Below are 24,248 nucleotides of genomic sequence, written 5' to 3' on the forward strand. Positions count from 1 at the left end.
CGGTGACGCTCGACCAGTCGACGCCGCCCCTCGATGGTGAGGGGCGCATTCCGGTGCGTCACGCAGTGGGACCGGGCGCGGAGGGCCGTTTGGCGGTGTCTCGCTGGCAGATCGCCTCTGCGACCTCGTCCAAGGCGCTGCGCAGGAAGGCACCGTATGCGTTCTGGGGGAGGTTGGGGGCGTGCTCCTTTGCCGCGTTGATGTGCTCGGCTGCCGCATCGAAGGAGCCGAGCCGGCGGTAGTTGTCGGCCAGGTTGAGGTGGAGAGAGGGGTAGAACCCGGCGATGTGGAGGCCGGCGTGGTGCTCCTGGACGCGCTGTTCGGTCACGGCGTCGGCCGCATCCAGGGCCCGGACGTCCCAGGCGAGGGCCTGGGCGGGATCTTCGTACAGATCCGCCAGGTGGTGGGCGAGTGTGCAACGGTGCAGCGGGTCGCCGGTGACGCCGATCGCCGACCACAGGTTCAGGAGCCTGTGACGGGCGGAAACGATGTCGCCTGTCCGGCCTTCGGTGACGGCTTGGCCGATGGCTTCCATGGTCGGGTCGGGGTCGGCAGGTGTGGTGGTCATGGGATTCCTCGTCGTCGTTGTCAGGTTGAGTGGTCGGACTTGCTGGGCATGGCCAGGGTGGTGAGATCGCCGCGGTCGGCGGAGCGGATTGTGACGGGCCGGTCGTTTCCCCTCAGGTCGAGCATCACGTCGGGGCCGATCGCCGTGCTCACGGCGGGATAGAGCGTGGTCATCTCGAACTGGGCGCGGAGGGCCTCGCCCGTCACGTTCGCGGGGAGTGGGATGCCGGGGTGCGCGCCGTGTGCTGACCGGACGCTCACTTCGTGATCGCCGATGTGCAGCACGATGCGGTCGCCGGGGTGTTCTTCCAGGGTGCGCAGCAGAGGTCCCTTCGAGACCGTCGCGCGGGTGGTGGCTTCGCCCAGAGAGGCGAGCATCAGCCGGTGGTCGGGGAAGTGTTCGGGCAGCAACCGGCAGTACCGGTCCGCCCGTTCGGGCATGCGCAGCCAGACCCCGTGCTGCACCGCTTCGATGCGGACCCGCGCACTGCGCCGGACCTCGGTGACCGCGGCCCGCAGATCGTCGCCGTCAACCGTGCCGGCCCACGTGTGGGTCGGTGGCTCTGGCGGCACCAGGGTGCGGGTGGAGAGCCGGTATCGGTCGGTCGCTGTCAGGGCGATCGCCTCACGGCTGGCCTCGATGTGCAGGCCCGCGAGCACCGGCATCCCCGGCTCGTGCGCGGTCGCGGTCAGGACCTGCTCGATCGCGTCCGCCAGGACGGGGCCCCTCAGTGTGGCGATCAGCAGACCTGGCGCGTTGGCACCGAGCGCGGACTTGATGACACCGGCCTTCTGCAGTGCGGCAGCCGCATCCCCCACGACCTTGGCGACATGCTCGTCGAGCAGCCGTGCCGCCTCTGCGGTCTCGGTGCCAAGGACCGCCTCGGCCGCAGCGAGCGGCATGGCGGTCTCGCGGAGTTGACGCAGTACGGTTGCCCGCGCCAGTTGGTCGGCGGCGTAGTAGCGGTAGCCCGTGACCGGGTCTACTTCGGCAGGGGGCAGAAGCCCGGAGTCGGCGTAGAACCGCAACGCGCTGGAGGTCAGGCCACTGCGTTGGGCAAAGACCCCGATCGGCATCAGCTCGGAATTCGGCACCTCGCCATCATCGAGCTTCAACCAACTCGAAGGTCAACAGCGACGTGGTGCGTCGCCAACGTCGAGGCCGGCAGCATCTCGTGACTGCCCGGCGGGGCATCGGCCCCGCACGCCGCCGCCCTGACCGTTCGGGTGCGCGCGCGGGCGTCGCGAGCCGGGCGAGGAGGGGTGGGTATGCCGTGAGCAGCCGTGCCTCCCCCGCGAGATGTGGTTGTCGTGCGGGTCGGCCGGGTCGGGGGCCATGCAGCACGACGGCGCGGCCCGGGACTGAGGCGGCGCTACCGAGCCGGACGCGGAGGCGGCCGAGCCGAGAGAGACTGCGCGGTGACCGACGGCGGGGTGAGCGGGGCCGGGGCCGTGGCCGCGCACGATGACGAAAGGATCGGGACGACGGGGCGGCGGCCGGACTGACGTGGAAGGCGCCCGGACCAAGGACCGTCGGCCCGGCTCGGCGGCGGGCGGCAGCCGGGCGGGGCCGACGGCGGATGCGTGGGGTGGGCCCGGCAGCGTAGCGGGCGGGGAGTACGGGCCCTGGCGGCCGGGAGCGGGCGTCCAAAGCGGTGGCGGACGCAAGCGAGGTGACGGTGGGCACGGCAAGGCAGGAAGGGGAGCGGACGAAGTTCGCGTGCGGCAGGGTGGAGCAGCGAGCCGTACCGCAGCGGCGGTCCGGTCGGCGGCAGCACAGGCGGGCTGGCGCGGCGCCGAAACGGCACGGTCCGTGCGGCGGGCAGCGCGAGCCGGTGAGAGGGTGACGTCCGGCCCGCGGGCCCGTCACGCCGCTGCCACCCGGGCCGGACGTCTCTCCTCCCCCGGCGCGTGCCTTCAGTGGGCCGAGGAAGGGGCGCCGACACTTCGGCGGCGTGCGCCCGGCTATCGGATGGAGATGCCGTCGCCGCCGGCAAACCAGGGAGGGCGGACGCCGGGCATGGAACCGGCGGACGCCGAGCGAGAGAAGGCGCTGTGGGCCCGGGGCGGGGGATCCGCCGCCCCTCCCCTACGCGCCGGGGCGCAGGAGATCCCGGGTCAGGGTGAAGGCCGCGGTGGCTGTGGACAGCAGCGCGTTGATCCTTGCCAGGATGCGCGCCGTCCTGTCCGTGTCCTGGGCGTCCACAGCCGAGGCCAGGTCGTCGGCGTACTCCCGCGCCCGGACCGCCTCGTCGGGTGTGGCCGCGTGGGCGTCCGTGCGCAGGGCTTCGATCAGCTGCTGGTGTGGGATGTCGGGCCCGTTCGCCCGGTTGCCGTAGCCGCCGTGCGCCATTGCCTGGGGGCTGTTGACGTTCGCCACGATGAAACCGCCCGACGCGGACGAGATGTGCACTCCTTCTCCTCCTGCCCAGATGAACTTTCTCTCGTACTCGCTCCAGCCCTTGCGGGTCACGCTGTACCCTCCGAACCGCCAGCCACTTACTCTGATCAGCTTGTGCTTGATCGGCTCGGCCAAGACGCGCATGGCGTCCGCTCTGTTCCACCCTCGTTCGGCGAAGTAGTCAGTCATCACCACGCGCGGACCCGGACTCGCGGCCCGTCGGCAGATCTCCCGGAAGGCCTTGCCTTGGTTCTCCTCTAGTTGGCCGGGGGCAAGTGATGACGACGGCAACCCTCGTCGGTGGACGGCCCTGCGCACCGACACGAACAGTGCATAGATCGCCCAGCAGAGCAAGCCGATCACCACGACCAGTCCGAGTGGCAGCTCCCCGTTCATCATCCTCCCCCGACTGCCTGAAGTCAGCGCATAATAAGGGGAGTTAGCGCTCCATGGAATGCGTTCGACCGGTGCGGACCTTGCCGTCGCGGGCGGGCGTGGTGCCGGTCGGCGGCTATCGGACCAGCCGGCCAAGCAGTTCGCCGGTGCCGCCGGATTCGTCGACATTTGCCCCCTGCGTGCTCGCGCGGTACCAGACACTGCCTCCCAACGACCCATAGCTGCACCAGGCCGTCATCACCGGCACCAGCATCAGTACACCGCTCGACGCGGCGGGGAGCGAGGCACGTCCGGGCCGTCCTCAGCCAAGCCGCCGCGCTTCTGGCGCCCCGCCAGTACGGCCCCTACCAACCGGCAGGCCGCCCGCGTCCTCGGTGGCTGCCGTCTACCGGCGGAACTCGAAGGCCAGCTCCGGGGAAGCAGCTGGTGACGGGTGCGAGCCGGTACCTCAAGCGTGGTGCCTCGCGAGCGGGCCGGGGCGCACACCGCGTGGATCTCGGCCGGGTTCCTGATCGAGTGCATGCAGGATGCCGACGAGGTCCACCAGTTCCTCGCCGGCATCCGCAGCGATGCCCGCGCCCGGCACGGGGCGGTCGCGGCCCGAGCCGAGCGGGAGGCCGGCGCCGAGGGGACTCCGCGCGCCACCGCACCCGATGACGGGGGCGCGTGGCGCGCGGGTGCCGACCTGCACGCCGCACGGTGGCTGACAAAGCGCTGTTGCCGACGCCTGTGAGCGGCCGTGATCATCGAATGGCATCCACCGAGCGACCGGGAGGTCACGGCATGACGGTCACGGCCGAACAGCCCATCCCCTATCCGTTCAACGAGCCCGACGGGCTGAGCCTGGCGGACGCGTACCAGGTGGCGCTGGAAGAACCGGGCCTGATCCGCGTGCGCCTGCCGTACGGGGAGCCCGCTTGGCTGGCCACCCGGTATGCCGACGCGCGCCTGGTTCTGGGTGACCGCCGTTTCAGCAGGGCGGAGGCGCTACGGCACGACGCACCACGTCATTCGGAGGGCAGCCAGGACAGCGGCATCCTCAGCATGGACCCGCCCGGGCACACGCGGCTGCGCACGCTGGTGGCGAAGGCGTTCACCGTGCACCAAGTGGAGAAACTGCGTCCGGCGGTCCGCGATCTGGCGCACCGGCTGCTCGACGAGATGGAGGCCATGGGGCAGCCCGTCGATCTCGTGGAACACTACGCGCTGCCGATCCCGGTCGCCGTCATCTGCCGCATGCTGGGAGTGCCGGAGGAGGACCGCCCCAGGTTTCGGGCCTGGAGCGACGCGGCGCTCTCCACCAGCTCCCTGACGGCTGCGGAGTCAGAACGCAGCAGGCAGGAACTGCGGGCCTACATGACCGGACTGGTGGCGGACCACCGGCGCAACCCGCGGCCCGACCTGATGACGGGCCTGATCGAGGCGCGTGACACCGGTGACCGGCTGAGCGAACTGGAACTGGTCGATCTGTGCGACGGCATCCTCATCGCCGGTCACGAGACGACGGCCACACAGATCCCCAACTTCGTGTACACGCTGCTCGACCACCCCGAGCAGATGGAGCTACTCCGCAAGAGCCCCGAGCTGCTGCACGGCGCGGTCGAGGAACTCATGCGCTTCGTGCCCCTGGGCAGCGGCGCGAGCTTCCCCAGGTACGCCACCGAGGACGTGGAGGTCGGCGGTACCCTCGTCCGTGCCGGGGAGCCCGTCCTGGTCGCGGTCGGCGCCGCCAACCGCGACGCGCTGAAGTTCGCGGAACCCGGCCGGCTCGACATCACCCGGACCGGCGTCCAGCATCTCGGGTTCGGGCACGGGGTGCACCACTGTCTCGGCGCACCGCTTGCCAGGCTGGAGCTGCAGGAGGCTCTTGGGGCCCTGCTCGAACGCTTCCCCGGTCTGCGTCTCGCGGGCGACGTGCGGTGGAAGGACCAGATGCTGGTCCGTGGTCCGCGCGAGATGCCGGTGGGGTGGTGAGGGCGGTGTCCTGGACGACCGGGGTGGATCGCGCCCTGTGCATGGGATCGGGTATGTGCGCCGGTATCGCGCCCGAGTTGTATCGGCTGGACGACGAGGGCCGGGCGGAGCCGCTCGCCGCGGACATCCCCGAGGACGAACGCGCGCTGGACGCCGCGGATTCCTGCCCGGCGACGGCGATCTCAGTACGTGCCGGGCAACGACTGATCGGGCCACGCCCGTGAGCGGTGCGTCCGGAGTCTCCCCCGCCGTGACCGCCGTGACCGCGATGCCTCGTCGCGCGGCCTCGCGGTCGGGCGCCGGTCTCGGCGACGGCCGAACCCTGTTTCTGGATCGCTGTCGGTGCCGGGGCCGGGGCCGCGGAGGGCCACCACAAGCGGAATCATGAACGGTCGTGGGTGATGTGTTCCTCCAGGACCTGTGGTTCCACCAGGCCGGAGACGTAGTGCTCGCAGCGGCCGACGACGGGTTGGTGGTCGTGCGGGCCCGCGCATCGGCCGAGCAGGCCGCATGTCCCGCCTTGCAGGACGGTGTCGGGCCGGGTGCACAGCCGGTACGTACGCCGCCTTGCCGATACTGCGGTCGCCGGGCCGCGCCGAGCACCCGTGGGATATGCACTTCGCACTCCGGCACACGGTGTATCAGCCGCAGGAGCGTCGACCGGCTCGCTCGGACTGCAAGTGTGTTGGCCAAGCGGGCCCCAGCCCGGCCGGCATCACCCCTACCTGTTGCGGCACCGTCTGCAGCCCGGAGCCTCGCCTCCCGTGCCGGAACGTGAGTCCGTCGACCTGCTCGACGAGCGTGGCCCGCCGGCAGTCGCGGTCACGGCAGCGGAACCGCCGTACCCGTAACTCGATCAACACGGCGAGAGCGTGGTGAAGAGGTACGTCCAACGGCTTCGCGAAGCCTTCCCGCCCGACGGTCCGCCCCGCAAAGCGCCGTGCGCGACGTGACCAGCTGGATCACCCGCCACCCCGACCGCCTCCACGACGATCAGGCCCGGCAGCTCAAGCAAGTTCCCGCCCGCTGCCCTGCCCTCGACCGCACTGCCCACCTGCGGGAGCGGGAGGACCAGCCGCCGGCCTTCCGCGCGCTGCCCTGCCTGGGCCCGTAGCTTCAGTGCGTCGGCGGCGATGCGTGCCCTCAGGGCGGGCTCACGGCAGGAGCCTCGGCCTCTTGCGCGCCGCGACGTCCTCGACCCAGCCGCACGCCAGCACGAACACCGCGATCAGCACCCAGCCCACGCCGAACAGGAACCACTGGCTCTCCAGCGGCAGGTACGCCTCGAAGGCGGGCACCTTCCAGAACTGGTCGATCAGCGGCACGGCCAGGATCAGGGCCAGTTCGTGCCAGAGGTAGAGGGTCACCGCCCGCGCGTTGAACACGGTCACCAGCCGGTCCAGCCTCCGGTGCCGGGCCAGCCCGGTGAAGTCGACGCCGAGCCGCGCCTTGGAGTACATCAGCAGCGTCACGAACCCGGCCGACCAGAACGCCTGGGCGAGCGGGATGTCGTCCAGGTCGTAGGTGCCGTACTCCCCCTGGTGCGCGAGGGCGTACCAGCCGCCGTACCCGAGCGCGGCGAGCGAGAGCACCACGACCGCGGCGGGCCGGAGCCTCGCCAGCACCCCGTCGCGGTGCGCGAAGCCGAGGACCCAGCAGAAGAGGTACGTCGCCAGGTCGAGCAGGCCGGTGCCGAGGCGGTCGTCCGGCGGCTGCCAGACGTACTGGAAGACCAGGATCGGGGCGAGCGAGGCGAGCAGGACGACGACCGGCGCCAGCCGGAAGACCCGCAGCAGCAGGGGCGAGATCAGTACGAACCACAGGTACGTCCGCAGGTACCAGAGGATCTCCCAGGCCTGCTCGCCCCAGGCGTTGCCCGGCGGGTCGCCCAGCGGCACCACCCAGTAGAGGATGCGCCGGTCCGGCATCCAGCCGTGCACCAGCATCGCCACGACCACGAAGACGCCCCAGAACCAGAACGGCGGCAGCAGCCGGCGGATCCGGCTTGGCACCACCTTCCACGCCGGCCGTTCCAGGGACTTCGCCATCAGCGTGCCGGCCAGGCCGAACATGATCCCCATCGAGGGGAAGACCAGCCCGGCCCAGGCCCAGCCGAAGGTGTGGTACGTGACGACACGGACCAGGGCGATCGCGCGGAGGGTGTCGAAATAGCGGTCCCGGCCGCCGGCCGCCCCCCGGGCGGCCGTTTCCACGACGGCCGCCGGGCGGACCGCCCCCTTGCTGTGTGCCCCCATCACACCGTCCCCGCCGGAGTGCCGACCTCTCCCGTGCGCTTCAGCTTCTGCCAGCGCAGCCGGCCGCCGGTCAGGGCGGTGACACAGGAGTGGATCAGGACGAGGTACATCATCTGCCGGTAGGCGAGCTGCTGGAGCGGCATCATCAGCAGGTAGCGGTACTTCTCCCGGTCCAGGCGGAAGGCGTACGCCGCGCAGAACAACTGGACGCCGAGCACCGCGAGCCAGGCCAGCAGTGCCGCCTTGAAGTCGATGAAGATCATCGAGTAGGCGGTGAACACGTCGATCAGCGGGGCGAAGACCGGCGTGACGATCTGGAAGATCACCACCAGCGGCATCCCGACCCGGCCGAAGCGGCCCGAGGGCCCCTTGTCGGTGAGGGACCTGCGGTGCTTCCACAGCGCCTGCATGGTCCCGTACGACCAGCGGTAGCGCTGGGACCAGAGTTGCCTGAGGGAACCGGGCGCCTCGGTCCAGGCCCGGGCGTGCTCCTCGTAGACGACCCGCCAGCCCGCGCGGTGCATGGCGATGGTGATGTCGGTGTCCTCGGCGAGGGTGTCCTCGCTCATCCCGCCGACCCCGAGGACCGCCTCGCGGCGGAACGCGCCGATCGCGCCGGGGATGGTCGGCATGCAGCGCAGCAGGTCGTACATGCGCCGGTCGAGGTTGAAGCCCATCACGTACTCGATGTGCTGCCAGGCGCCGATCACCGTGTCGCGGTTGCCGACCTTGGCGTTGCCCGCGACCGCGCCGACGGCGGGGTCGGCGAACGGCTGGACGAGGTGCCGTACGGTGTCCGGCTCGAAGACGGTGTCGCCGTCCATCATCACGACGATGTCGCAACCGGCGTTGCGGACGCCGTTGTTGAGGGCGGCGGGCTTGCCTGCGTTGTCCTGGCGGATGACCCGGACGTTGGTCATGCCGAGCGCGGCGGCGGCGTCGCGGGCGATTTCGCAGGTGCCGTCGGAGGAGCCGTCGTCCACGATGATGATCTCGATCGGGTGGGTGCTGGCGGCCAGCGACTCCAGGGTGTTGGCGATGCACTCCTTCTCGTTGTACACCGGGACGATCACGCTCACCGGGCGGGTGACGGGCGGTCCCCAGCTGAACCGGCGTTTGTTGCGCTGTCTGTAGTGGCGGCGGGCGAGCAGCAGCATCATCCCGAAGCGGCCCATGACGGCCACGCCGACGATCGTCAGCCCCACCGACAGGGCGGGCACGGTCCACTCGGCGACGGCGACGGTCGCGATGAGTGCCTTGCCCTCGTAGAGGGTGGCGCCGGTGGCCCGGTGGTGGGCGGTCTGGAGTTGCGGGATCCCGCTCCGGAGCGGCGCGGCGCCCCGGTCCGCGCTGCGCTGCTCCGCCATGACGCCGCTGATGGTGGTGAAGTTGTAGCCCTTCGCCCGCATCTTCTCGATGTACTTCGGCAGCGCCGCGATCGTCTGCGAACGCTCGCCGCCGGCGTCGTGGAAGAGGACGGACGCGCCCTCGTCGTCCTTCGGCGTGGCCCACTTGATGATCTTCGAAGCGCCGGGGCGTTTCCAGTCGTCGCTGTCGGTGTCGATGAAGACGCTGGTATAGCCGTCCTCGCCGAGCTTCTTGTAGACCGGCCAGCTGTAGTTGTCGATGGCGTCCGTCTTGGAGGAGTACGGCGCCCGGAACAGCGTGGTGGTGATCCCGGCCGCGCCGGCCAGCGCCAACTGGGTCTGCTCGATCTCGCGGGTGACGCGGGCGTCGCTCTGGTAGGAGAGGTCGACGTGGGTGAAGGTGTGGACACCCACTTCGTTGCCCTGCTCGACCATGTCCTCGACGATGCCCGGGTAACGCGAGACCATCGAGCCGACCAGGAAGAACGTTCCGGGCACGTCGTACTTCTCCAGGATTTCGAGGACCTTCGGTGTCCAGGTCGGGTCGGGACCGTCGTCGAAGGTCAGCGCGATCGTCTTGTCCGGGACGGAGACGGTGGTGGCCTGCCCGCCCTGGAAGGTGAGGATCGGCCCGCCGTCGATGATCTTGTCGGGCACGTCGCTGGAACCGGCCCCGGTGCGGACGCGCTGGTCGCCGCCGACCTCGGCGCGCAGGTAGCCGTCCAGGAGCATGACGCAGGTCAGCGCCAGCAGGAGCAGCAGGGCGAGGATGACCCGCGGCCGTTGCAGGGCCGCGGCGCGGCCGGCCGCCCGCTCCATGCGGCTGGGGGCGCGGCGCCGGCCGCGCGAGGGTGTCGTGGTGGTCATGGGGTGGCCCCGATTCCGGTCAGTCGGCGGTCGCGGAGGCGGCCGGGTCGGGTACGGGGCCGACGGCAGCGCCGCCGGGTGGGGCGCCGGCGGGGGTGCCGTCGGGAGCCCCGGTGGGCGCGCCACTGGGTACGCCGGTGGGGGCGCCGCTCGGGACAGTGCTCGGGGTGCCGGTGGGGACGCCGCTCGGGACGGTTCCGCCTTCCGGCCGCATGCCGCCGCCCGGGGCGGTACCGTTCCCGCTCGCGCCGAACGGCAGCAGCGAGGACGGATTGACCGAGGTGCCGATGCCCATGAAGGCCGCGCCCAGCACGATCGCGTACCCGAGACAGACGACGCCCAGGAGCAGCCCGATCCGGCGCAGCAGCCGGGCCCTGCGACCGGAGTTGTCAACGAACACTGGTCCGTCGGTGGACGCGTTGCCGCGTTTGCGACGGCGACCGCGCGCGGCGGCGCGGGTTTCGGTGGCGGTATCGGAATGCATTCCCCGGACATTAGAGAGCGTTTATGTGACCGCAGCGCCGGATTTCTTGTGTGCCACCCATGAGAAACGTCCGGACCTGTCATTCACCTGGGAAAGTCTCCGGATTCCTGAATGTTTGCCCAGGTGGGACACAGTCCCGTATGGAACCTTGCCGGTTCGGAGACATTCTTCGTTTCCGTCCTGGAACAAAGCGAACGAGAGCAGGAGCACACGAGATGAGCCGCAAACGAAAGCCCGCCGCCGGACTCGTCTGTCTGATCGCCCTTGCGGCGGCGGGATGTTCGCAGAACGCGAACGGTACGACGGACGCGGTGCCCGCCGCACCGTCGGCCGCCCCCTCGTCGACCGCCACGTCGGCCACGGCGTACGCCCCGTACGTCAGTGCGACCGGCGCCTCCGCCAACGACTCGGCGGGCTTCCCGGCGACGTACAACCTGGCCTTCGTGATCTCCTCGGGCAATGGCTGCACCCCGGAGTGGAACGGCACCCACGCCATCGACGACCCCACGGTCGCCTCCCGGATCGCCGGACTCACCACGGACGGCGCCGGCGTCCGCGTCTCCTTCGGCGGCGCCTCCGGCAAGGAACTGGCCGCGACCTGCGACAGCGCCGAGGAACTGGCCGAGGCTTACGGCGAGGCGCTGGACGCCGCCGGTGCCACGCTGGCCGACTTCGACATCGAGGGCGACGAGCTGACCGACTCCGGCTCGGTGGCCCTGCGCTCGGAGGCGCTCGCGCTGCTCCAACGGGAGCGGACGGACCTGAAGATCTCCTACACCCTGCCGGTGATGCCCTCAGGGCTCGACGACGACGGTCTCGCGCTGCTGGAGTCCGCCAACGACCACGGCGTCCAGGTCTCCACGGTCAACCTGATGACCATGAACTACGGCGAGTCCTACACCGGTGACATGGGCGACTACGCCGTCACTTCCGCGAAGGCCGCGCACGCCCAGCTCAAGGAGGTCTTCGGCCTGTCCGACGCCAAGGCCTGGCGGGGCATGGCACTGACCTCGATGATCGGCGTCAACGACGTGGCCGGGGAGACGTTCACGCTGGACGACGCGGCGCAGGTGCGGGCCTTCGCGCAGGAGAAGTCCCTCGCCTGGGTGTCGATGTGGTCGGCCTTCCGCGACCAGCAGTGCGACGACGACACCGACTCGGACGACGCGGCGACCGACTGCAGCGGGGTGACACAGGAGGCCGGGGCCTTCGGGGAGGCACTGGCGGGCTGACGACGTCATGGACCACGGCCCCTTCTTCATGATCGTCTGAACCACCGCGCCACCTTCTGCCAGACCAAAGGTGCCCCTTCGCGGCCGCCAAGCAGGTGCCCACTGAGCACCTGCCGAAGACGTCGCTCGTGGACCAGGCCCTCGGGCCGAGCCGTCCGCCGGGCCGGGTGAGGGCGAAGGCCGGCGGCCGCGGGTCCGGCCGGGAGCTGACGCCCCCAAGCCGCTACCGGACGAGGAGGCTCTCGATGTGGTCGATCACCGCTGACACGGCCTGCCGGTAGGCGGTACTCGACCGGCGGACCTGGGACAGCAGCATGCCGCCCTGGATGGCGGCCAGCAGAGCGGTGGCGAGCGCGGCGGTATCGGCGCGCTCGCTCAGCTCGCCCCGTGCCTGCATGCGTGCGAGTCCCGACCTGATGGGGCCTTCCCACCGGTCGAAGGCGGAGACGAGTCTGGCCCGTGCCGACTGGTCGCCGTCGGCGAGTTCGCTGGCGAGTGAGCCGATCTCGCAGCCGCCTTCGCATCCTCTCGCGTCCTGTCGGCTCCCTGCCCCGTCGCACCACTCGCGCAGGGCCTCGATGCTGTCCAGGTTGTCCAGCAGCGGACGCTGCTGGGCGAGCTGGATGTCCGTTTGGTGGTCGATGACCGCCAGGACCAGGCCCTGCTTGTCGCCGAAGTAATGGTAGATCTGCGACGCGCTGACCCCGGCGGCCGCCTGGATGTCCGGGATGCTCGTGCCCCCCGCGCCGCGGTGGAACATCAGCTCCGCAGCGGCCTCGATGATGCGTTCGCGGGTCTTGCGGCCGCCCTTGGTGAGCCGCTGCCTCTTCGACTCTCCGGTCTTCGCTGGTGCGCTCATATGCCCACACTACTCAAGTTGGAATTGACATTCCAACTATGCCCTACCGATCATCTTGGAGAGGTCATTCCATAACGGGTGGCCGTCTCTTCAGACAGGTGAGTGCCATGCCCCTCGACCCCCAGATCGAGATCCTGCTCAAGAAAGTGGCCGCAGAAGGCGGACCGGCTCCCGAAACCCTGACGGTGGCGGAGAACCGCGCGTTCGGGCGCGCGTTCGGCACCCTGGCCGGCGCTCCCGTACCGGTCGCCGACGTCCGGGACGCCACGGCCGCTGCCGAAGGCCGCGACATACCCGTCCGTATCTACCGGCCTTTCACCGAGCCGGATGCCGGGCCACTGCCCGTGACGCTCTTCTTCCACGGCGGCGGGTGGGTTTTCGGCGATCTGGACACCCAGGACAACATGGCCCGCATCATGGCCAGCCGCTCCGGCACGGTCGTGGTCTCCGTCGACTACCGACTGGCACCCGAGCACCGCTTCCCGGCCGCGGTCGACGACGCCTATGCCGCACTGACCTGGGTCGCGGGCAACGCCCCGGACTTCGGGGGCGACGGAGAGCGCATCGCCGTGTTCGGCGAGAGCGCCGGCGGCAACCTTGCCGCGGTTCTCGCACAGGACTCTCTGCGCCGAGGGGGACCTCACATCACCCTCCAGGTGCTCGCCTACCCGGCGGTCGACCGGTTCGACGACAGCCCCTCGATGTACGAGAACATGACGGGCCCGGTCCTGTCCCGTTCCTACCTCGAGTGGTTCTGGGGCGCCTACCTCAGCACCCCGGACCAGGGCGCCGACCCGCGGGTCTCACCGGCTCGCTGCGACGAACTGGCCGGACTTGCTCCCGCCGTCATCGTCACCGCCGAGAACGACCCCCTGCGCGACCAAGGCGGCCACTACGCCCGCAAGCTGGCCGACGCCGGCGTACCGGTCCAACACCTCCCGGTCGAGGGAGCCATTCACGGCTTCCTCTCGTTCACCGGCTCGGTGCAACTCTCGCGGGACATACTGAACCGGCTCTCGGACGCCGTGACCACGGCCTTCAACTGACCCAACCTGGCACCGCCAGCCGCCGAACCTCTGCCGCACGCACGCGGGACAGCGACCACCACCGAGCTGACCCTCGCCATGAAACGGCCGGTCCAGGGCTGCTCGGACCGGCCTTTTCGTCTGCGGCAGCTCGTGGCCATCCCGACCGATGAGCCGTTCGGCAACTGGTCACGGTAGCCGTTCACCGAACGGCAGGCCCTCACGCCCGGAGAACCCAAACGGACCCTGCCCAGCGCCGAACAAGGTTCAGGAACAGGCACTTACCTTGTGCTGCCGCTGGAAGGCACGTTGATGCGGCTGAAGGTCGAGCATCCATCGAAGGACCGGGATGCTCCGCCGCTGTGGTTGTGGTCCTCCAGGACCGGTGCCACCCCTGATGACGTGGACCGCTTCCGGCAGGCTTTTCTCCGTCGCTTGGACCTGGATCCTGATCGTCGCCCGCACCCAGCTCCGGTCCGCCCGACCCCTCGCCGCGGACCATCGCCGGCCCTGGGAGAAACCGACCACCTCCGACCGGCTCGCCCCGGCCCGGGTCCGCCGACGATTCAGGAACATCCGCGCCCACCTCGCCTGCCCGGCCCGTGTTCCCACACCCATCGACCCGGCCCCGGATGGCCACCCGGCGCCAGAAACAGGCACCGGGCACCCCGCTACGACGTCGGCAAGACGGTCAAGCGCTCCAAGACCCCTGAAGGCCATCGACAAGCCCGGCAGATCTTGAGGCCCGAGGAAAGCCGACCGCTCCGCCCTGAGCGGCGCGACCCGGGTCCTCACCGGCCGGCCTGCAACTGGTAACCGGTAACGGCTGGCGCCGACCGTCTCCCCCTGGGCACCCGACCCACCGCCGAGTGCCTGCCCGCCGCCCCGGCCGCCCCTTCGACAGCAGTTGTGGCGGCTGCTCCGTCGAGCCGCCCGGCATCCAGGCGAGGGCGACGGCTCGGATCTCCGGGTACGCCGCCGTCATGTCACCGTGGGGTACTACCAGCCGGGCCCAGTAGCCGTCCCACTTCGGCCCGGCTGCCCATACCGGAGGCAGATCAGGACCGGGCACGGCACGGGTGAGCATGAAGTCCGGGAGCGTCCAGGCCACTCCCCTGCTTCTTCCTCTCGGCGCCCGTGTCACCTCTTACCGCTGTCCACAATCACCGGTGTGCCGTTAGCGTCCGTGCCGCAGGGGACCGCATAGACGGGATTGGCCTTGGCGGCCTCCTTGTAGGCCTCCAGGCACTGGTTGTACAGCACCTTGTCGCTGAGCGAGCGTTCGATGATCTTGTTGGCGGCGGCGATGCCCTCCGCCTCGATCCGCTTGCGTTCAGCTTCCGCCTTCGCCGTACGCGCCGCCTCCGTGGCCCGCTCGGTGGCCTGCTCCTGCTGGATCTTCTTGTCGATCTGGTCCTGCAGCTTTTCCGACGGCCGCACATTGCGCAGGTTGACGGTGGTGACGTCGATCCCGCGCGGCGCCAGACGCCCCTTGACGAGGCCGGAGATCTCGGAACCGATCTGCTCGCGCGCGGAAGCGTATCCCTCCTCGCTGGTGTGCTTGGCGAAGACGTTGCGGATGATCTCGCGGGCGTCGGGCAGCACCAGCCGCTGCTCGACAGCCTCCTCGCTGCCCGCGAGCCGGTACAGCTCAACCGCCTTCGCCGGCACCACGGCCCACTTGAGGGTGACGTCGGCGTACAGCACACCGCCCTGCGAGGAGCGGACCTCGACGACGTCCTTGCCGTTGAGATCGAGATCGACCGGACGGGTCGAGAAGGACGTGACGTCGGTGAACGGCGACTTGAAGTGCACCCCGGACGTCAGCGGCGTACCGGTCTTCCCGAAGGTCACCGGGACGCCGACCTCGTAGGCACTCACGACATGCACACAGGCGAACGTCGCCGCCAGCAGGCCCGCCACGCCACTGAGCGCCGCCCCGAGCTTCCAGCCCTTCACCTCCCGGAGCCGGCCGACGAGAAAGAGGACGACGGCCGCTATGAGCAGCACGATGGACAGCACAAACACAGGTGATCCCCCTCAGGAAACGTTTCCGCGCCCCTCTGGGACGCGACCCCGGCGCGCATCGTAGCGACCAGAGGTGACGCCCACACCTCACCACGGTTCACCCATGATTCGGGCCGGCGAACACGAGATCACCCTGACCCGCCAAACGGCCACGTCAGAAGCCGGAGGCCACCAGCCAGACAGTGCCCGAACCCGGCCTTCGCCGCCTCCATTCGCCAGAACAGTCCATGGACGACGCGCCGGTCCCGCTCCCCCGCCGAAGCCGGCCCGCATCAAGCTGTCCCACGCCTTCCGCGGGCTCGCCGGGGATGTTCTGCACGGCGTCGCGAGCTGGTGCGACAAGAGCAGTTTCGTCGGAGAGGGCGGCTCCGTCGAGGAAGCCGCTCGCCCGCCTTGTCTCGCCGCCGGATCCCAGGGACCCAGCCGCTACGAGCTCGCCGTGCTCATCCCCGGCGCGACGGCAACGATTCCTCCCTGCTGCCGGCCGGCCGACGGACCGCCACACGCCTCCCCGGAGTCTTGGACATGCGCCTCTACAGCCACACCGCACAGGGGGCTCCTGATCATCCGGCTTCGCGGCGCCCGGGAGTTCCTCGGCAGCCCGCCGACGGCGGATCACGGACAACTGCAACGGACAAGCGGCCTGGTCTTTGCGCGGCCGCTGCCGTGCCGGGGGGCATCTTCGCCTCGGCCCCGAGCGATTTTTGATCACCGCGGCTCAGTACCTGACCTGCGGATCCGCAAGGAGAAAGACTCGATCAGCTTGGACGTCGAAATCGACTTCGTCATCGGCATGGAAACGGAAGATCGCCAACCCATCAGCCGTCGGCCAGACCCGTGGCTCCGGGCACTCGGCATCCGCCGCACGGGACGGCACGGCCCCCGGGCACCGCAAGCACCGTCTCACGTCCGGCAACGACCCCAACCTGGAAGGTGCGGCGCCACAGGGTTGGTTGCCGGCTGGCCCCTCAGCTCCTGACGGCCTCCTCGATCTGCTGGGCGACTTGGGCGGGGGTGAGGTGCGTGGTGTCCACGACCTCGGCCTCGGCGTGCAGCCACGTGCGGGCCGCCTCGGCGTAGGGCTCGAGGTACCGGAGCCGGAACGGGGAGTCGGGGCCGAGAACCGTGTCGCCAGCGATACGCGCGCGGAGAGTGTCCTGGTCTGCGTGGAGGACGAAGTGGCGGACCGGGATACGGTGCTCGGCAAGGCCCGAGCTGATCTCTCGCCAGTACTGCTCGACCAGGACGGTCATGGGCATCACCAGGGTGCCGCCGGTGTAGTCGAGGACGCGTCGGGCGGTCTCGACGACGAGCGGCCGCCACGGCGGCCAGTGCTGGAAGTTGTCCGTCGCGGGCAGCCCTGGCTTGATATCCATGAGGGTCTCGCCGACCTTCTCGGCGTCGAACACCCGTGAGTCCGGCAGCAACTTCTGGAGGAGCGTGCTCGTTGTCGTCTTGCCCGCACCGTGTGTGCCGTTGAGCCATACGATCATGGACTTGACGCTAGCGTTGTGTGAGCCCCATGAACACCTTCTGGTGACAGTAGGGCCACTGGGTGAGGTCATGTGACGCGTCGGGGTGGGCATCTATCGGCGCCCTGCCGCAAGTGCCCAGCCACATCACTTCCTGGGTCTGGCCGCAGGGCGATGAACCTCCGGACCGACTGCGGTCCTGGCACCCGGTTCGGCATCGCGGCATGAGTCGGCCATCGGGAGTACCTGTCGACGGGTCAGCCGGTGAGGATCCGCTGTACTCCCTCCCGGTAGCTCGTGACCTGGAATTCGGGGAAGCGGGCCGCGAACTTCGAGCTGTCGAAGATGTTGTCGTCCCGGTAGCGGATGAGCAGTTCGTACATCTCGTCGAGCGGCTTGACGAAGCGGCGCCCGAGGCGGAAGGCGAGCATCGGCAGCACCGTGTAGCCGATCTTGCGGCCGGTGACCTCGCCGGCGATGTCGATGAGCTGGGCGTAGGACTGCCGGTCCGGGTCGACCGGCAGGTGCCACACCTGGCCGTAGGCATCCGGTGTGTTGCCGAGCAGGGCGAGAGCGCGGCTCGCGTCGGGGGTCCAGATCAGGGACCGCTTGGCATGGGCGTCGACCGGAACGAACGGCCGCTTGTCCGCCTTGATCCGGTCGAACACCAACGAGTTCGTGTAGCTCTTCGTCCGGCCGGGACCGTAGAACTCGGGCGCGCGGCCGATCAGGGCTTCGACCCGTCCGGCCCGCATGGCATCGAGCAGCATGGTGGCGATCTGTGCGCGGACCCGCCCTTTGCGTCCACCTGGTGCGAACGCTGTCGACTCGGTCTGGGGCGTCGACGTTCCGGGATACATGTAGGTGTTGTCGAAGAAGACGAGCTTCGTGCCGTGTTCGGCGCAGGCGTCGATGACGTTGCGCATCATGACGGGGAACTGTCGCTCCCACAGCTCCGAGTCCAAGGGCAGGCCGACGGTGAGGTAGGCGATGTCGCTGCCCGCGACGGCACGGCTGGTGGCGTCGGTGTCGGTGAGGTCCGCGGCCATGAGCTCATCGGTGTCGTTCACCCTCGACGGCTTGCGGCTGACGAGGCGAATGTCCTTGGTGTGGCTGCGGTGGAGCTCGTTCACGAGCTCGTCGGCGATCGGTCCGCCGGCGCCGAGAACGGTCTGCATGGGGTCTCCTTGAGGTGGATGGTGCGGGTGGCGACGACAGCTCGACCACGAGCAGCGTCGCACCACCACGTGACGATGCCGTCGACCAACGTGGCCGGGGTGCGGAGCCGGCCGATGTGGTCGTTGGCCGGGCTTCGGGCACCTGATCGCTGGTGTCGTGCCAATGTGTCACCGAGGTGGACGAGAAGAAACGATGAGCGAGGTCGTCGACTGCCCCGGCCGGCGACAACGTGTCGTCGCCCAGGCTAATGACGAGTGCCGGTGTGGTGATCGGCTGGTCGACCGCGGACGTCGGTCGGCCGGTGAGCGCCACGGGGGCCCGTTCCCGCGGGTCTCGGTCCTTGGGACACACCTTATGTTTACGGTGCTAACAAAGCATAAGAGGAATAAGTAAGCAATGTCAACATCAGAGAGGAGTGGTTACCACCGGATCGGCCGGCCTGGGCGGTGGGCCCGACCTGCCTGCCTCGCTCCCGAACCCGGCCGAGTTCGCCGTCACCTACGCCACCTTCGCACTGCGGCGCCCGACTGGGGGCTCGCCCACGGTCCAGCCTGGTTCACCTCGACGGCAAGCTGCCGACCGCGTCGAGCGAGGGGGCCGCCGACCGGTTGCGTAGCGCCTTCCTCGCCATCCCATCGGTCGGCTCCTGACACGCGCCGTCCGATTGCCGCGCGCCTCGCACCCCCCATTGTTGACGGTGCTCACATCCCGTGCGATCCTCGGTGTTAGCATCGCTCACATTGGAGGACAGTCCATGGCATCGACCGGCAAGCCGACCGACCGGACCGTAGAGGTCGATCTCGGAGGGCGTCTCGTCACCGTCCCGGAAGGCGGCCTCTATGACCGGTTCCGCATGGACACCGACCTCGACGAGGTCGCACGGGACCCGCGGGTCAGCAGCGTCGACTTCTTCCGCCGGATGCCGAAGAGCCGCGTGGACTCCCGCATCGGGCCCACACTGACGCCGAACTTCTACTACCGCATCTCCACGGCCCGCCTCACGATGCTCGCGCCGGCCAAGGCGATCCGGGCCCGCCTGCCCCGGGAGCTGGACCCGCTCGAAATCGCCCCGGGGCTCGGGATCGTCTCCGTGATGGCCTTTCGGTACGACGTGTGCGACATCGACTTCTACACCGAGGCCGCGGTCGGCATCGCCGTGAAGCCGGCGCGGCACGGCGGGCTGGGCCTGCTCGACCTGGTCACCGGACTCAAGAACGACTCCCTGCACTCCTACGTACTCTCACTCCCGGTCAGCACCGAGATCGCGCAGGTGCGCGGCCACGACGGCTATGGGTTCCCCAAATGGGTCACCGAGCTCGACGTCGACATCGACACCGCGCGCACCTCCACCCGGGTCGCCAACGACCAGGGCGGCCTTGACCTCGCCCTGTCGGCGCCCACCCCGAAGCAGACCGCCCGGCCCACCGGCGCACACGTCTCGACTCTGACCTCCTACACCACGATCGACGGCGCCTGGCACTCCACGACCAGCCAGATCAACATGCTCTCCTCGGGAACCACGCGCTTCCCCCGCGGCCTGGACCTTCGGCTCGGCCAGGGCCGGCTGAGCGACGACCTGCGCTCACTGAGGCCGATCCGCACGATCCAGCTCGACGTCACCACCGAGGGCCAGCTGGCGCTGCACATGCCCGTACCCACCTCCATCCAGGACCGGAGCTGAGACCGCGATGACCACCGCCACGAACACCGGCCGTCTCCAGACCCCCCTCCCGGCATCGCTGACCCCGGCCCGTCTGACCCGCCTGGCCACTTCGGTGGCCGCCGGTGCCCGCGCCCAGCGGGTCACCACGACCTCCCCGTACACCGGAGCAGCGCTCGCCGACCTGCCGGTCTCCACCCCCGACGACGTCGAGGACGCCTTCGCCCGGGCGCGCGCCGCCCAGGCCGGCTGGGCGGCCACCCCGGTGGCCGACCGCAAGCGCATCCTGCTGCGCTTCCACGATCTCGTCCTCCAGCGGCAGGAGGAAGCCCTCGACCTGATGCAGGCCGAGAGCGGCAAGACCCGTCGCGACGCATTCCTCGAGGTGAGCGACATCGCGATCACCTCCCGCTACTACGCTCGCAGCGCCCGGCGGCTGCTGGCGCCCAAGCGCCGCAAGGGCGCGATCCCGGTTCTGACCCACACCACCGAGCTGCGCCACCCCAAGGGCGTCGTGACCGTCATCTCGCCCTGGAACTACCCGCTCAGCATGGCCGCCGGCGACGCCATCCCGGCCCTGATGGCCGGCAACGCCGTCGTGCAGAAACCCGACACCCAGACCGCCCTGACCGCGCTGTGGGCGCTGGCCCTGATGCGCGAGGCGGGCCTGCCGGCCGACGTCTGGCAGATGGTGATCGGCCGCGGCAGCTCCATCGGAGGCGCGCTGATGGCCGGCGGGGACTACATGATGTTCACCGGTTCCACCGCCAGCGGGCGCCGGATCGCGCGCGACGCGGGTGAGCGGCTGATCGGCGCGTCCCTGGAGCTCGGCGGCAAGAACGCCATGGTCGTCCTCGCCGACGCCGACATCGAGAAGGCCGCGGCCGGCGCGGTCGCCGCCTGCTTCCCCTCGGCCGGGCAGCTGTGCGTGTCCATCGAGCGGCTCTACGTCGCCGATGAGATCCACGACGCGTTCGTCACCGCGTTCGTCGAGCGCGTCCGGGCCATGCGTCTGGGTGCGGCCTACGACTTCTCGGTGGACATGGGCTCGCTGACCACCCCCTCGCAGCTCGAGACCGTCAGCGCGCACGTCGACGACGCGGTGGCGAAAGGCGCGACCGTGCTGGCCGGAGGCAAGGCCCGTCCCGATCTCGGGCCGCTGTTCTACGAGCCGACGATCCTGACCGATGTGACGCCGGCGATGACGCTGTTCGACCACGAGACGTTCGGCCCCGTGGTGTCGGTCTACCGCTACCGGTCGGTCGACGAGGCGGTGGCGATGGCCAACGCCACGCCGTACGGCCTCAACGCGAGCGTCTGGGGCCGCGACGGCACCGAGGCCCGCAAGGTCGCGGGGCGGCTGCACGCCGGCACCGTCAACGTCAACGAGGCGTTCGCCGCCGCCTGGGGCAGCATCGACGCCCCCATGGGCGGCATGGGCGACTCGGGCCTCGGCCGCCGTCACGGCGCCGACGGGCTGCTCAAGTACACCGAGGCCCAGACCGTCGCCCACCAGCGCCTCCAGGGCTTCACCCCGCCCGGCGGGGTCGAGCACGAGCAGTGGGCGCGGATCCTGACCCGGGCGTTCAAGACGCTGCGTGCCCTGGGCGTCCGCTGACCGATCACCGGCTACGACGGCCCGTCACCCCGCCACTCCGGTCCGCATGAAGGAAGATCAGCCATGACCACGCGCGTCCTGGACGTCGTCACCAACGTCGGCCACTACGACGACCCTTCCCACACCACTGGCCTGTGGCTCTCCGAGCTCACGCACGCCTGGCACGTCTTCGAGGAGCACGGCTACGAGCAGACGCTCGTCAGCCCGGCCGGCGGCGCGGTGCCTCTCGAGCCCCGTGCGCTGAAGTTCCCGAACTACGACAAGACCGCCAAGGCCTGGCGCGCCGACCCTGGAAAGATGGCGCTGCTCGAGAACACGGCGAGTCCGGACCGGATCGACCCCTCCGAGTACGACGCGATCTACTTCACCGGCGGTCACGCGGTGATGTACGACTTCCCCGACAGCGAGGGCCTGCAGCGCATCACCCGCGAGATCTACGAGCACGGCGGCATCGTCTCCTCGGTCTGCCATGGCTACTGCGGCCTGCTCAACACTCGGCTCTCCGACGGCTCCTACCTCATCGCCGGCCGCGAGATGACGGGATTCGCCTGGACCGAGGAGGTCCTCGCCCGCGTCGACAAGCTGGTCCCCTACAACGCCGAGGAGAAGGCCAAACAGCGCGGGGCGCTGTACCGGAAGGCGGCACTGCCGTTCGTCTCCTACGTCGTGACCGACGGCAGCCTCGTCACCGGCCAGAACCCGGGCTCGGCCAAGGCCACGGCGAAGAAGGTCGTCGAAGCCGTCGAGGGCAACGCGTCGAAGGAGCGAGGCTGAGTCGAGACGCAGTCCTTCCACGGCGGATGGACACCGGATCGATGTCGACCGCCCGGATGACCCACCTCGCGCACAGACTCGGTACGGGCCCGGTCGACCCGCGCCAAGCGCAACGAAGCGAACGAGACCGCGAGGGCCGCCTCCGCCGCGGCACCGGGGAACGCGGCCGCTCGGGCGGAGGGTCATCGCACGTCGCCACCGTTCACCGGACCTGGGTGCGGGGGCGGGTCGGGCGCCAGGAGGTCGACGACGGTGATGTCGATGGCCGTCAGCGCGAGTCCCAGATCCTGTCCGGCCGAGTGGAGGACCGACCGGCGTACCTCACCGGCCCGGTCGGGCAGCGGGCGGTCCGCGGCAGCGGCCAGGGTCATGGTCACCCGCACGCCGACGCCTTCCCCCTCGGGCGCGAGCCGGCAGGACGCGGACCGCGCACCGGGAACCGCGTCCGCCGCCGCCCGCAGCACCCGGGCGGCGGCGCGCTCGGTGATCCGCAGGTCCTGGTCCGGGTCGGCCAGGGGCAGCAGCCGTCCCAGTCGTGCCTCCGCCCTGACGGCGTCCATGACGCGACCGACGAGCGCGTGGTGGGCGGCGGCGTCCTCGGCGCGCATCGCCCGGGTGGCCGCGTCCAGCGTGGCCAGCCCCTCGACGGCCTCGCGGCAGTACGGGCAGGAGACGGTGTGGGGGTCGGCGGCCGGCGCCGCGTCCCGCGCCTGCTCCCAGACCCGGCTGAGCAGCCGGCCGCAGGACAGCACGACGTCACCCGCGAACGGCGGCGCGCCGGCGGAGGGCCCGGCGGGCCGGGCGGATGCCGCGGGGCGCGCCCGCGCGTCGTCTAGCGCCATGGGCCCATCGCCTCCTGGAGGGATCGGCGTGCCCGGAAGAGTCTGCCGCGCACGGTCTGTTCGCTGGTCCGCGTCATCTGGGCGATCTCCTTGTAGGACAGGCCCTGCACCTCGCGCAGGATCCAGCACAGCCGCTGCCCGGTCTGGAGACCGTCGAGCGCGCGGGACAGTGCGGCGACGGCCGCGTCCTGCTCGGCACAGCGGGCGGGCTGGCTCCGGGCGTCCCGCGCCGCGGGTTCGGCGGCCGTCTCCAGCGGGAGGGGCGGCGGCCGGTGGCGGCGGCGCGCGGCCAGGCAGCGGTTGACGGTGATCCGGTACATCCAGGTGCGGAACTCCGCGGTGCGGCGGAACTCCGGCAGGCGCCGCCAGGCGCTGATGAAGGCGTCCTGAACGGCCTCCTCGGCGTCCTGGGGGTTGCCGAGCATGCCGCGGGCCAGGGCGAGGAGGGGCCGGCCGTGACGCTGGACGAGGACGGCGAAGGCGTCCTCGTCCCCCTCGGCCGCCCGTACGGCCAGGAATCCGTCCGCCAAGCCGTATTCCGGCGGTGGGTAAGCAGTGCGTTCGTTCATGGTGTTCCCGCGCAGGGCTGGACCGTCCGGGTAACCCGACACCGAGATGTGATGCACGTCACGTCGGATGGGCGTGAGAAATACCCCGCCGGCCGTATCCAACCTTTCGAGGGCACCACACCGGTGTCCGACCGACCGATCGAGGCGACCGCCATGACGGAGAACATCACCAGCGTCGGCGGGGGCAGCCGGCCCGACACGGGGGTGAGCGCGCTGAAGGGCCGTACCGGGGCCGGGGCCCCGGCCGAGACGCGGGGGAAGACCACCATCGCGGACGGCGTGGTGGCCAAGATCGCGGGCATGGCCGCCCGTGAGGTAGCGGGCATCCACAGCCTCGGGGCGGGCATGGCCCGCGCCTTCGGCGCCGTGCGGGACCGCGTGCCCGGCTCAGGCGGCGGCGTGGGGATCACGCGGGGGGTGAAGGTCGAGGTCGGCGAGCGGCAGGCCGCCGTGGACCTGGACGTCGTCGTCGAGTACGGCGTCTCCATCGTCGATGTCGCCGGTGACGTGCGTACCAACGTGATCGGCGCCGTGGAGCGCATGACGGGCCTGGAGGTCGTCGAGGTGAACATCGCCGTCGACGACGTCCACCTGCCCGACGAGGAAGAGGAAGCCGAACCGGACGAGGGCCGCGTGCGGTGATCCACCCCCGCGTCCCGGGCGGGCGTGGGCGAGACGG

The 24,248-nt window shown here is 70.3% G+C and carries 22 protein-coding genes and 1 pseudogene; 11 read left to right on the forward strand and 12 right to left on the reverse strand.

Going from position 1 to position 24,248, the window contains the following annotated elements; all coding sequences use genetic code 11:
* Positions 1–58 precede the first annotated feature (58 nt).
* The 3 genes from ACZ63H_RS02670 to ACZ63H_RS02680 form a co-directional block, all read right to left on the reverse strand.
* Positions 59–568, reverse strand: a complete 510-nt coding sequence (locus tag ACZ63H_RS02670) for a hypothetical protein (RefSeq protein ID WP_469861427.1) — start codon at positions 566–568, stop codon at positions 59–61.
* A gap of 20 nt (positions 569–588) precedes the next feature.
* Positions 589–1,662 carry a DNA polymerase III subunit beta family protein gene (locus ACZ63H_RS02675; protein WP_469861800.1) on the reverse strand — a complete coding sequence of 358 codons (1,074 nt, stop codon included), beginning with the start codon at positions 1,660–1,662 and terminating at the stop codon, positions 589–591.
* 994 nt (positions 1,663–2,656) lie between these two features.
* On the reverse strand, positions 2,657–3,112 hold the full coding sequence (locus ACZ63H_RS02680; protein WP_469861429.1) for a hypothetical protein: 456 nt from the start codon (positions 3,110–3,112) through the stop codon (positions 2,657–2,659).
* 709 nt (positions 3,113–3,821) lie between these two features.
* Between ACZ63H_RS02680 and ACZ63H_RS02685 the strand changes: the two genes are divergently transcribed.
* The 4 genes from ACZ63H_RS02685 (at position 3,822) to ACZ63H_RS02700 (ending at position 6,452) form a co-directional block, all read left to right on the forward strand.
* The gene (locus tag ACZ63H_RS02685) at positions 3,822–4,097 is read left to right on the forward strand and encodes a hypothetical protein (protein WP_469861431.1); all 276 of its coding nucleotides are present in this window, start codon (positions 3,822–3,824) and stop codon (positions 4,095–4,097) included.
* A gap of 50 nt (positions 4,098–4,147) precedes the next feature.
* A complete protein-coding gene (locus tag ACZ63H_RS02690) occupies positions 4,148–5,338 on the forward strand; it encodes a cytochrome P450 (RefSeq protein WP_469861432.1) in 1,191 nt (396 codons plus the stop codon).
* Positions 5,335–5,562 carry a ferredoxin gene (locus tag ACZ63H_RS02695; protein ID WP_229926847.1) on the forward strand — a complete coding sequence of 76 codons (228 nt, stop codon included), beginning with the start codon at positions 5,335–5,337 and terminating at the stop codon, positions 5,560–5,562. Before ACZ63H_RS02690 ends, ACZ63H_RS02695 begins: the two co-directional genes overlap by 4 nt.
* Positions 5,563–6,287: 725 nt before the next feature.
* A complete protein-coding gene (locus ACZ63H_RS02700) occupies positions 6,288–6,452 on the forward strand; it encodes a hypothetical protein (RefSeq protein ID WP_469861434.1) in 165 nt (54 codons plus the stop codon).
* Between the two features lie 40 nt (positions 6,453–6,492).
* Here ACZ63H_RS02700 and ACZ63H_RS02705 read toward each other — a convergent pair whose 3' ends face one another.
* The 3 genes from ACZ63H_RS02705 to ACZ63H_RS02715 are packed head-to-tail and all read right to left on the reverse strand — an operon-like array spanning position 6,493 to position 10,227.
* Positions 6,493–7,593: an acyltransferase family protein gene (locus ACZ63H_RS02705; protein WP_469861436.1), complete on the reverse strand. Its 1,101-nt coding sequence runs from the start codon at positions 7,591–7,593 to the stop codon at positions 6,493–6,495.
* Positions 7,593–9,827 carry a bifunctional polysaccharide deacetylase/glycosyltransferase family 2 protein gene (locus tag ACZ63H_RS02710; protein ID WP_469861438.1) on the reverse strand — a complete coding sequence of 745 codons (2,235 nt, stop codon included), beginning with the start codon at positions 9,825–9,827 and terminating at the stop codon, positions 7,593–7,595. The genes ACZ63H_RS02705 and ACZ63H_RS02710 overlap by 1 nt, the downstream gene beginning before the upstream one ends.
* A 19-nt stretch (positions 9,828–9,846) precedes the next feature.
* Positions 9,847–10,227 (reverse strand): hypothetical protein, encoded by a 381-nt coding sequence (locus tag ACZ63H_RS02715; protein WP_469861440.1) that lies wholly within the window; start codon positions 10,225–10,227, stop codon positions 9,847–9,849.
* Positions 10,228–10,526: 299 nt separating this feature from the next.
* Here ACZ63H_RS02715 and ACZ63H_RS02720 point away from each other — a divergent pair, with 299 nt between their 5' ends.
* Positions 10,527–11,543 carry a chitinase gene (locus ACZ63H_RS02720; protein WP_469861441.1) on the forward strand — a complete coding sequence of 339 codons (1,017 nt, stop codon included), beginning with the start codon at positions 10,527–10,529 and terminating at the stop codon, positions 11,541–11,543.
* Positions 11,544–11,766: 223 nt separating this feature from the next.
* Here ACZ63H_RS02720 and ACZ63H_RS02725 read toward each other — a convergent pair whose 3' ends face one another.
* Positions 11,767–12,402 carry a TetR/AcrR family transcriptional regulator gene (locus ACZ63H_RS02725; protein WP_469861443.1) on the reverse strand — a complete coding sequence of 212 codons (636 nt, stop codon included), beginning with the start codon at positions 12,400–12,402 and terminating at the stop codon, positions 11,767–11,769.
* A 107-nt stretch (positions 12,403–12,509) separates the two neighbouring features.
* Here ACZ63H_RS02725 and ACZ63H_RS02730 point away from each other — a divergent pair, with 107 nt between their 5' ends.
* Complete coding sequence (locus ACZ63H_RS02730) at positions 12,510–13,448, forward strand: alpha/beta hydrolase (RefSeq protein WP_469861445.1); 939 nt, start codon at positions 12,510–12,512, stop codon at positions 13,446–13,448.
* 276 nt (positions 13,449–13,724) lie between these two features.
* Positions 13,725–14,169, forward strand: a pseudogene (locus tag ACZ63H_RS02735) (NF041680 family putative transposase); the annotation flags it as partial.
* A gap of 398 nt (positions 14,170–14,567) precedes the next feature.
* Here the strand turns inward: ACZ63H_RS02735 and ACZ63H_RS02740 are convergent.
* The 3 genes from ACZ63H_RS02740 to ACZ63H_RS02750 all read right to left on the reverse strand — a co-directional run bounded on the left by ACZ63H_RS02740 (position 14,568) and on the right by ACZ63H_RS02750 (position 18,105).
* The gene (locus ACZ63H_RS02740; RefSeq protein WP_469861447.1) at positions 14,568–15,449 is read right to left on the reverse strand and encodes a prohibitin family protein; all 882 of its coding nucleotides are present in this window, start codon (positions 15,447–15,449) and stop codon (positions 14,568–14,570) included.
* 974 nt (positions 15,450–16,423) lie between these two features.
* Positions 16,424–16,948 (reverse strand): AAA family ATPase, encoded by a 525-nt coding sequence (locus ACZ63H_RS02745; protein ID WP_469861448.1) that lies wholly within the window; start codon positions 16,946–16,948, stop codon positions 16,424–16,426.
* A gap of 236 nt (positions 16,949–17,184) precedes the next feature.
* Positions 17,185–18,105 carry an NAD-dependent epimerase/dehydratase family protein gene (locus tag ACZ63H_RS02750; protein WP_469861450.1) on the reverse strand — a complete coding sequence of 307 codons (921 nt, stop codon included), beginning with the start codon at positions 18,103–18,105 and terminating at the stop codon, positions 17,185–17,187.
* A 755-nt stretch (positions 18,106–18,860) separates the two neighbouring features.
* On the opposite strand from ACZ63H_RS02750, the gene ACZ63H_RS02755 reads away from it, so the two are divergent.
* The 3 genes from ACZ63H_RS02755 (at position 18,861) to ACZ63H_RS02765 (ending at position 22,158) form a co-directional block, all read left to right on the forward strand.
* Complete coding sequence (locus ACZ63H_RS02755) at positions 18,861–19,787, forward strand: acetoacetate decarboxylase family protein (protein ID WP_469861452.1); 927 nt, start codon at positions 18,861–18,863, stop codon at positions 19,785–19,787.
* 7 nt (positions 19,788–19,794) lie between these two features.
* Entirely contained in the window at positions 19,795–21,384 is a 1,590-nt protein-coding gene (locus ACZ63H_RS02760) for a succinic semialdehyde dehydrogenase (RefSeq protein ID WP_469861454.1), read from the forward strand.
* Between the two features lie 63 nt (positions 21,385–21,447).
* Positions 21,448–22,158, forward strand: a complete 711-nt coding sequence (locus tag ACZ63H_RS02765) for a type 1 glutamine amidotransferase domain-containing protein (RefSeq protein WP_469861456.1) — start codon at positions 21,448–21,450, stop codon at positions 22,156–22,158.
* Positions 22,159–22,340: 182 nt separating this feature from the next.
* Here ACZ63H_RS02765 and ACZ63H_RS02770 read toward each other — a convergent pair whose 3' ends face one another.
* Positions 22,341–23,000: a hypothetical protein gene (locus ACZ63H_RS02770; protein ID WP_469861458.1), complete on the reverse strand. Its 660-nt coding sequence runs from the start codon at positions 22,998–23,000 to the stop codon at positions 22,341–22,343.
* The gene (locus ACZ63H_RS02775; protein WP_469861460.1) at positions 22,991–23,569 is read right to left on the reverse strand and encodes an RNA polymerase sigma factor; all 579 of its coding nucleotides are present in this window, start codon (positions 23,567–23,569) and stop codon (positions 22,991–22,993) included. The genes ACZ63H_RS02770 and ACZ63H_RS02775 overlap by 10 nt, the downstream gene beginning before the upstream one ends.
* A 153-nt stretch (positions 23,570–23,722) precedes the next feature.
* Here ACZ63H_RS02775 and ACZ63H_RS02780 point away from each other — a divergent pair, with 153 nt between their 5' ends.
* Positions 23,723–24,211: an Asp23/Gls24 family envelope stress response protein gene (locus ACZ63H_RS02780; protein WP_469861462.1), complete on the forward strand. Its 489-nt coding sequence runs from the start codon at positions 23,723–23,725 to the stop codon at positions 24,209–24,211.
* Positions 24,212–24,248: the final 37 nt, after the last annotated feature.

Source organism: Streptomyces sp. NPDC104831, from assembly GCF_055583025.1.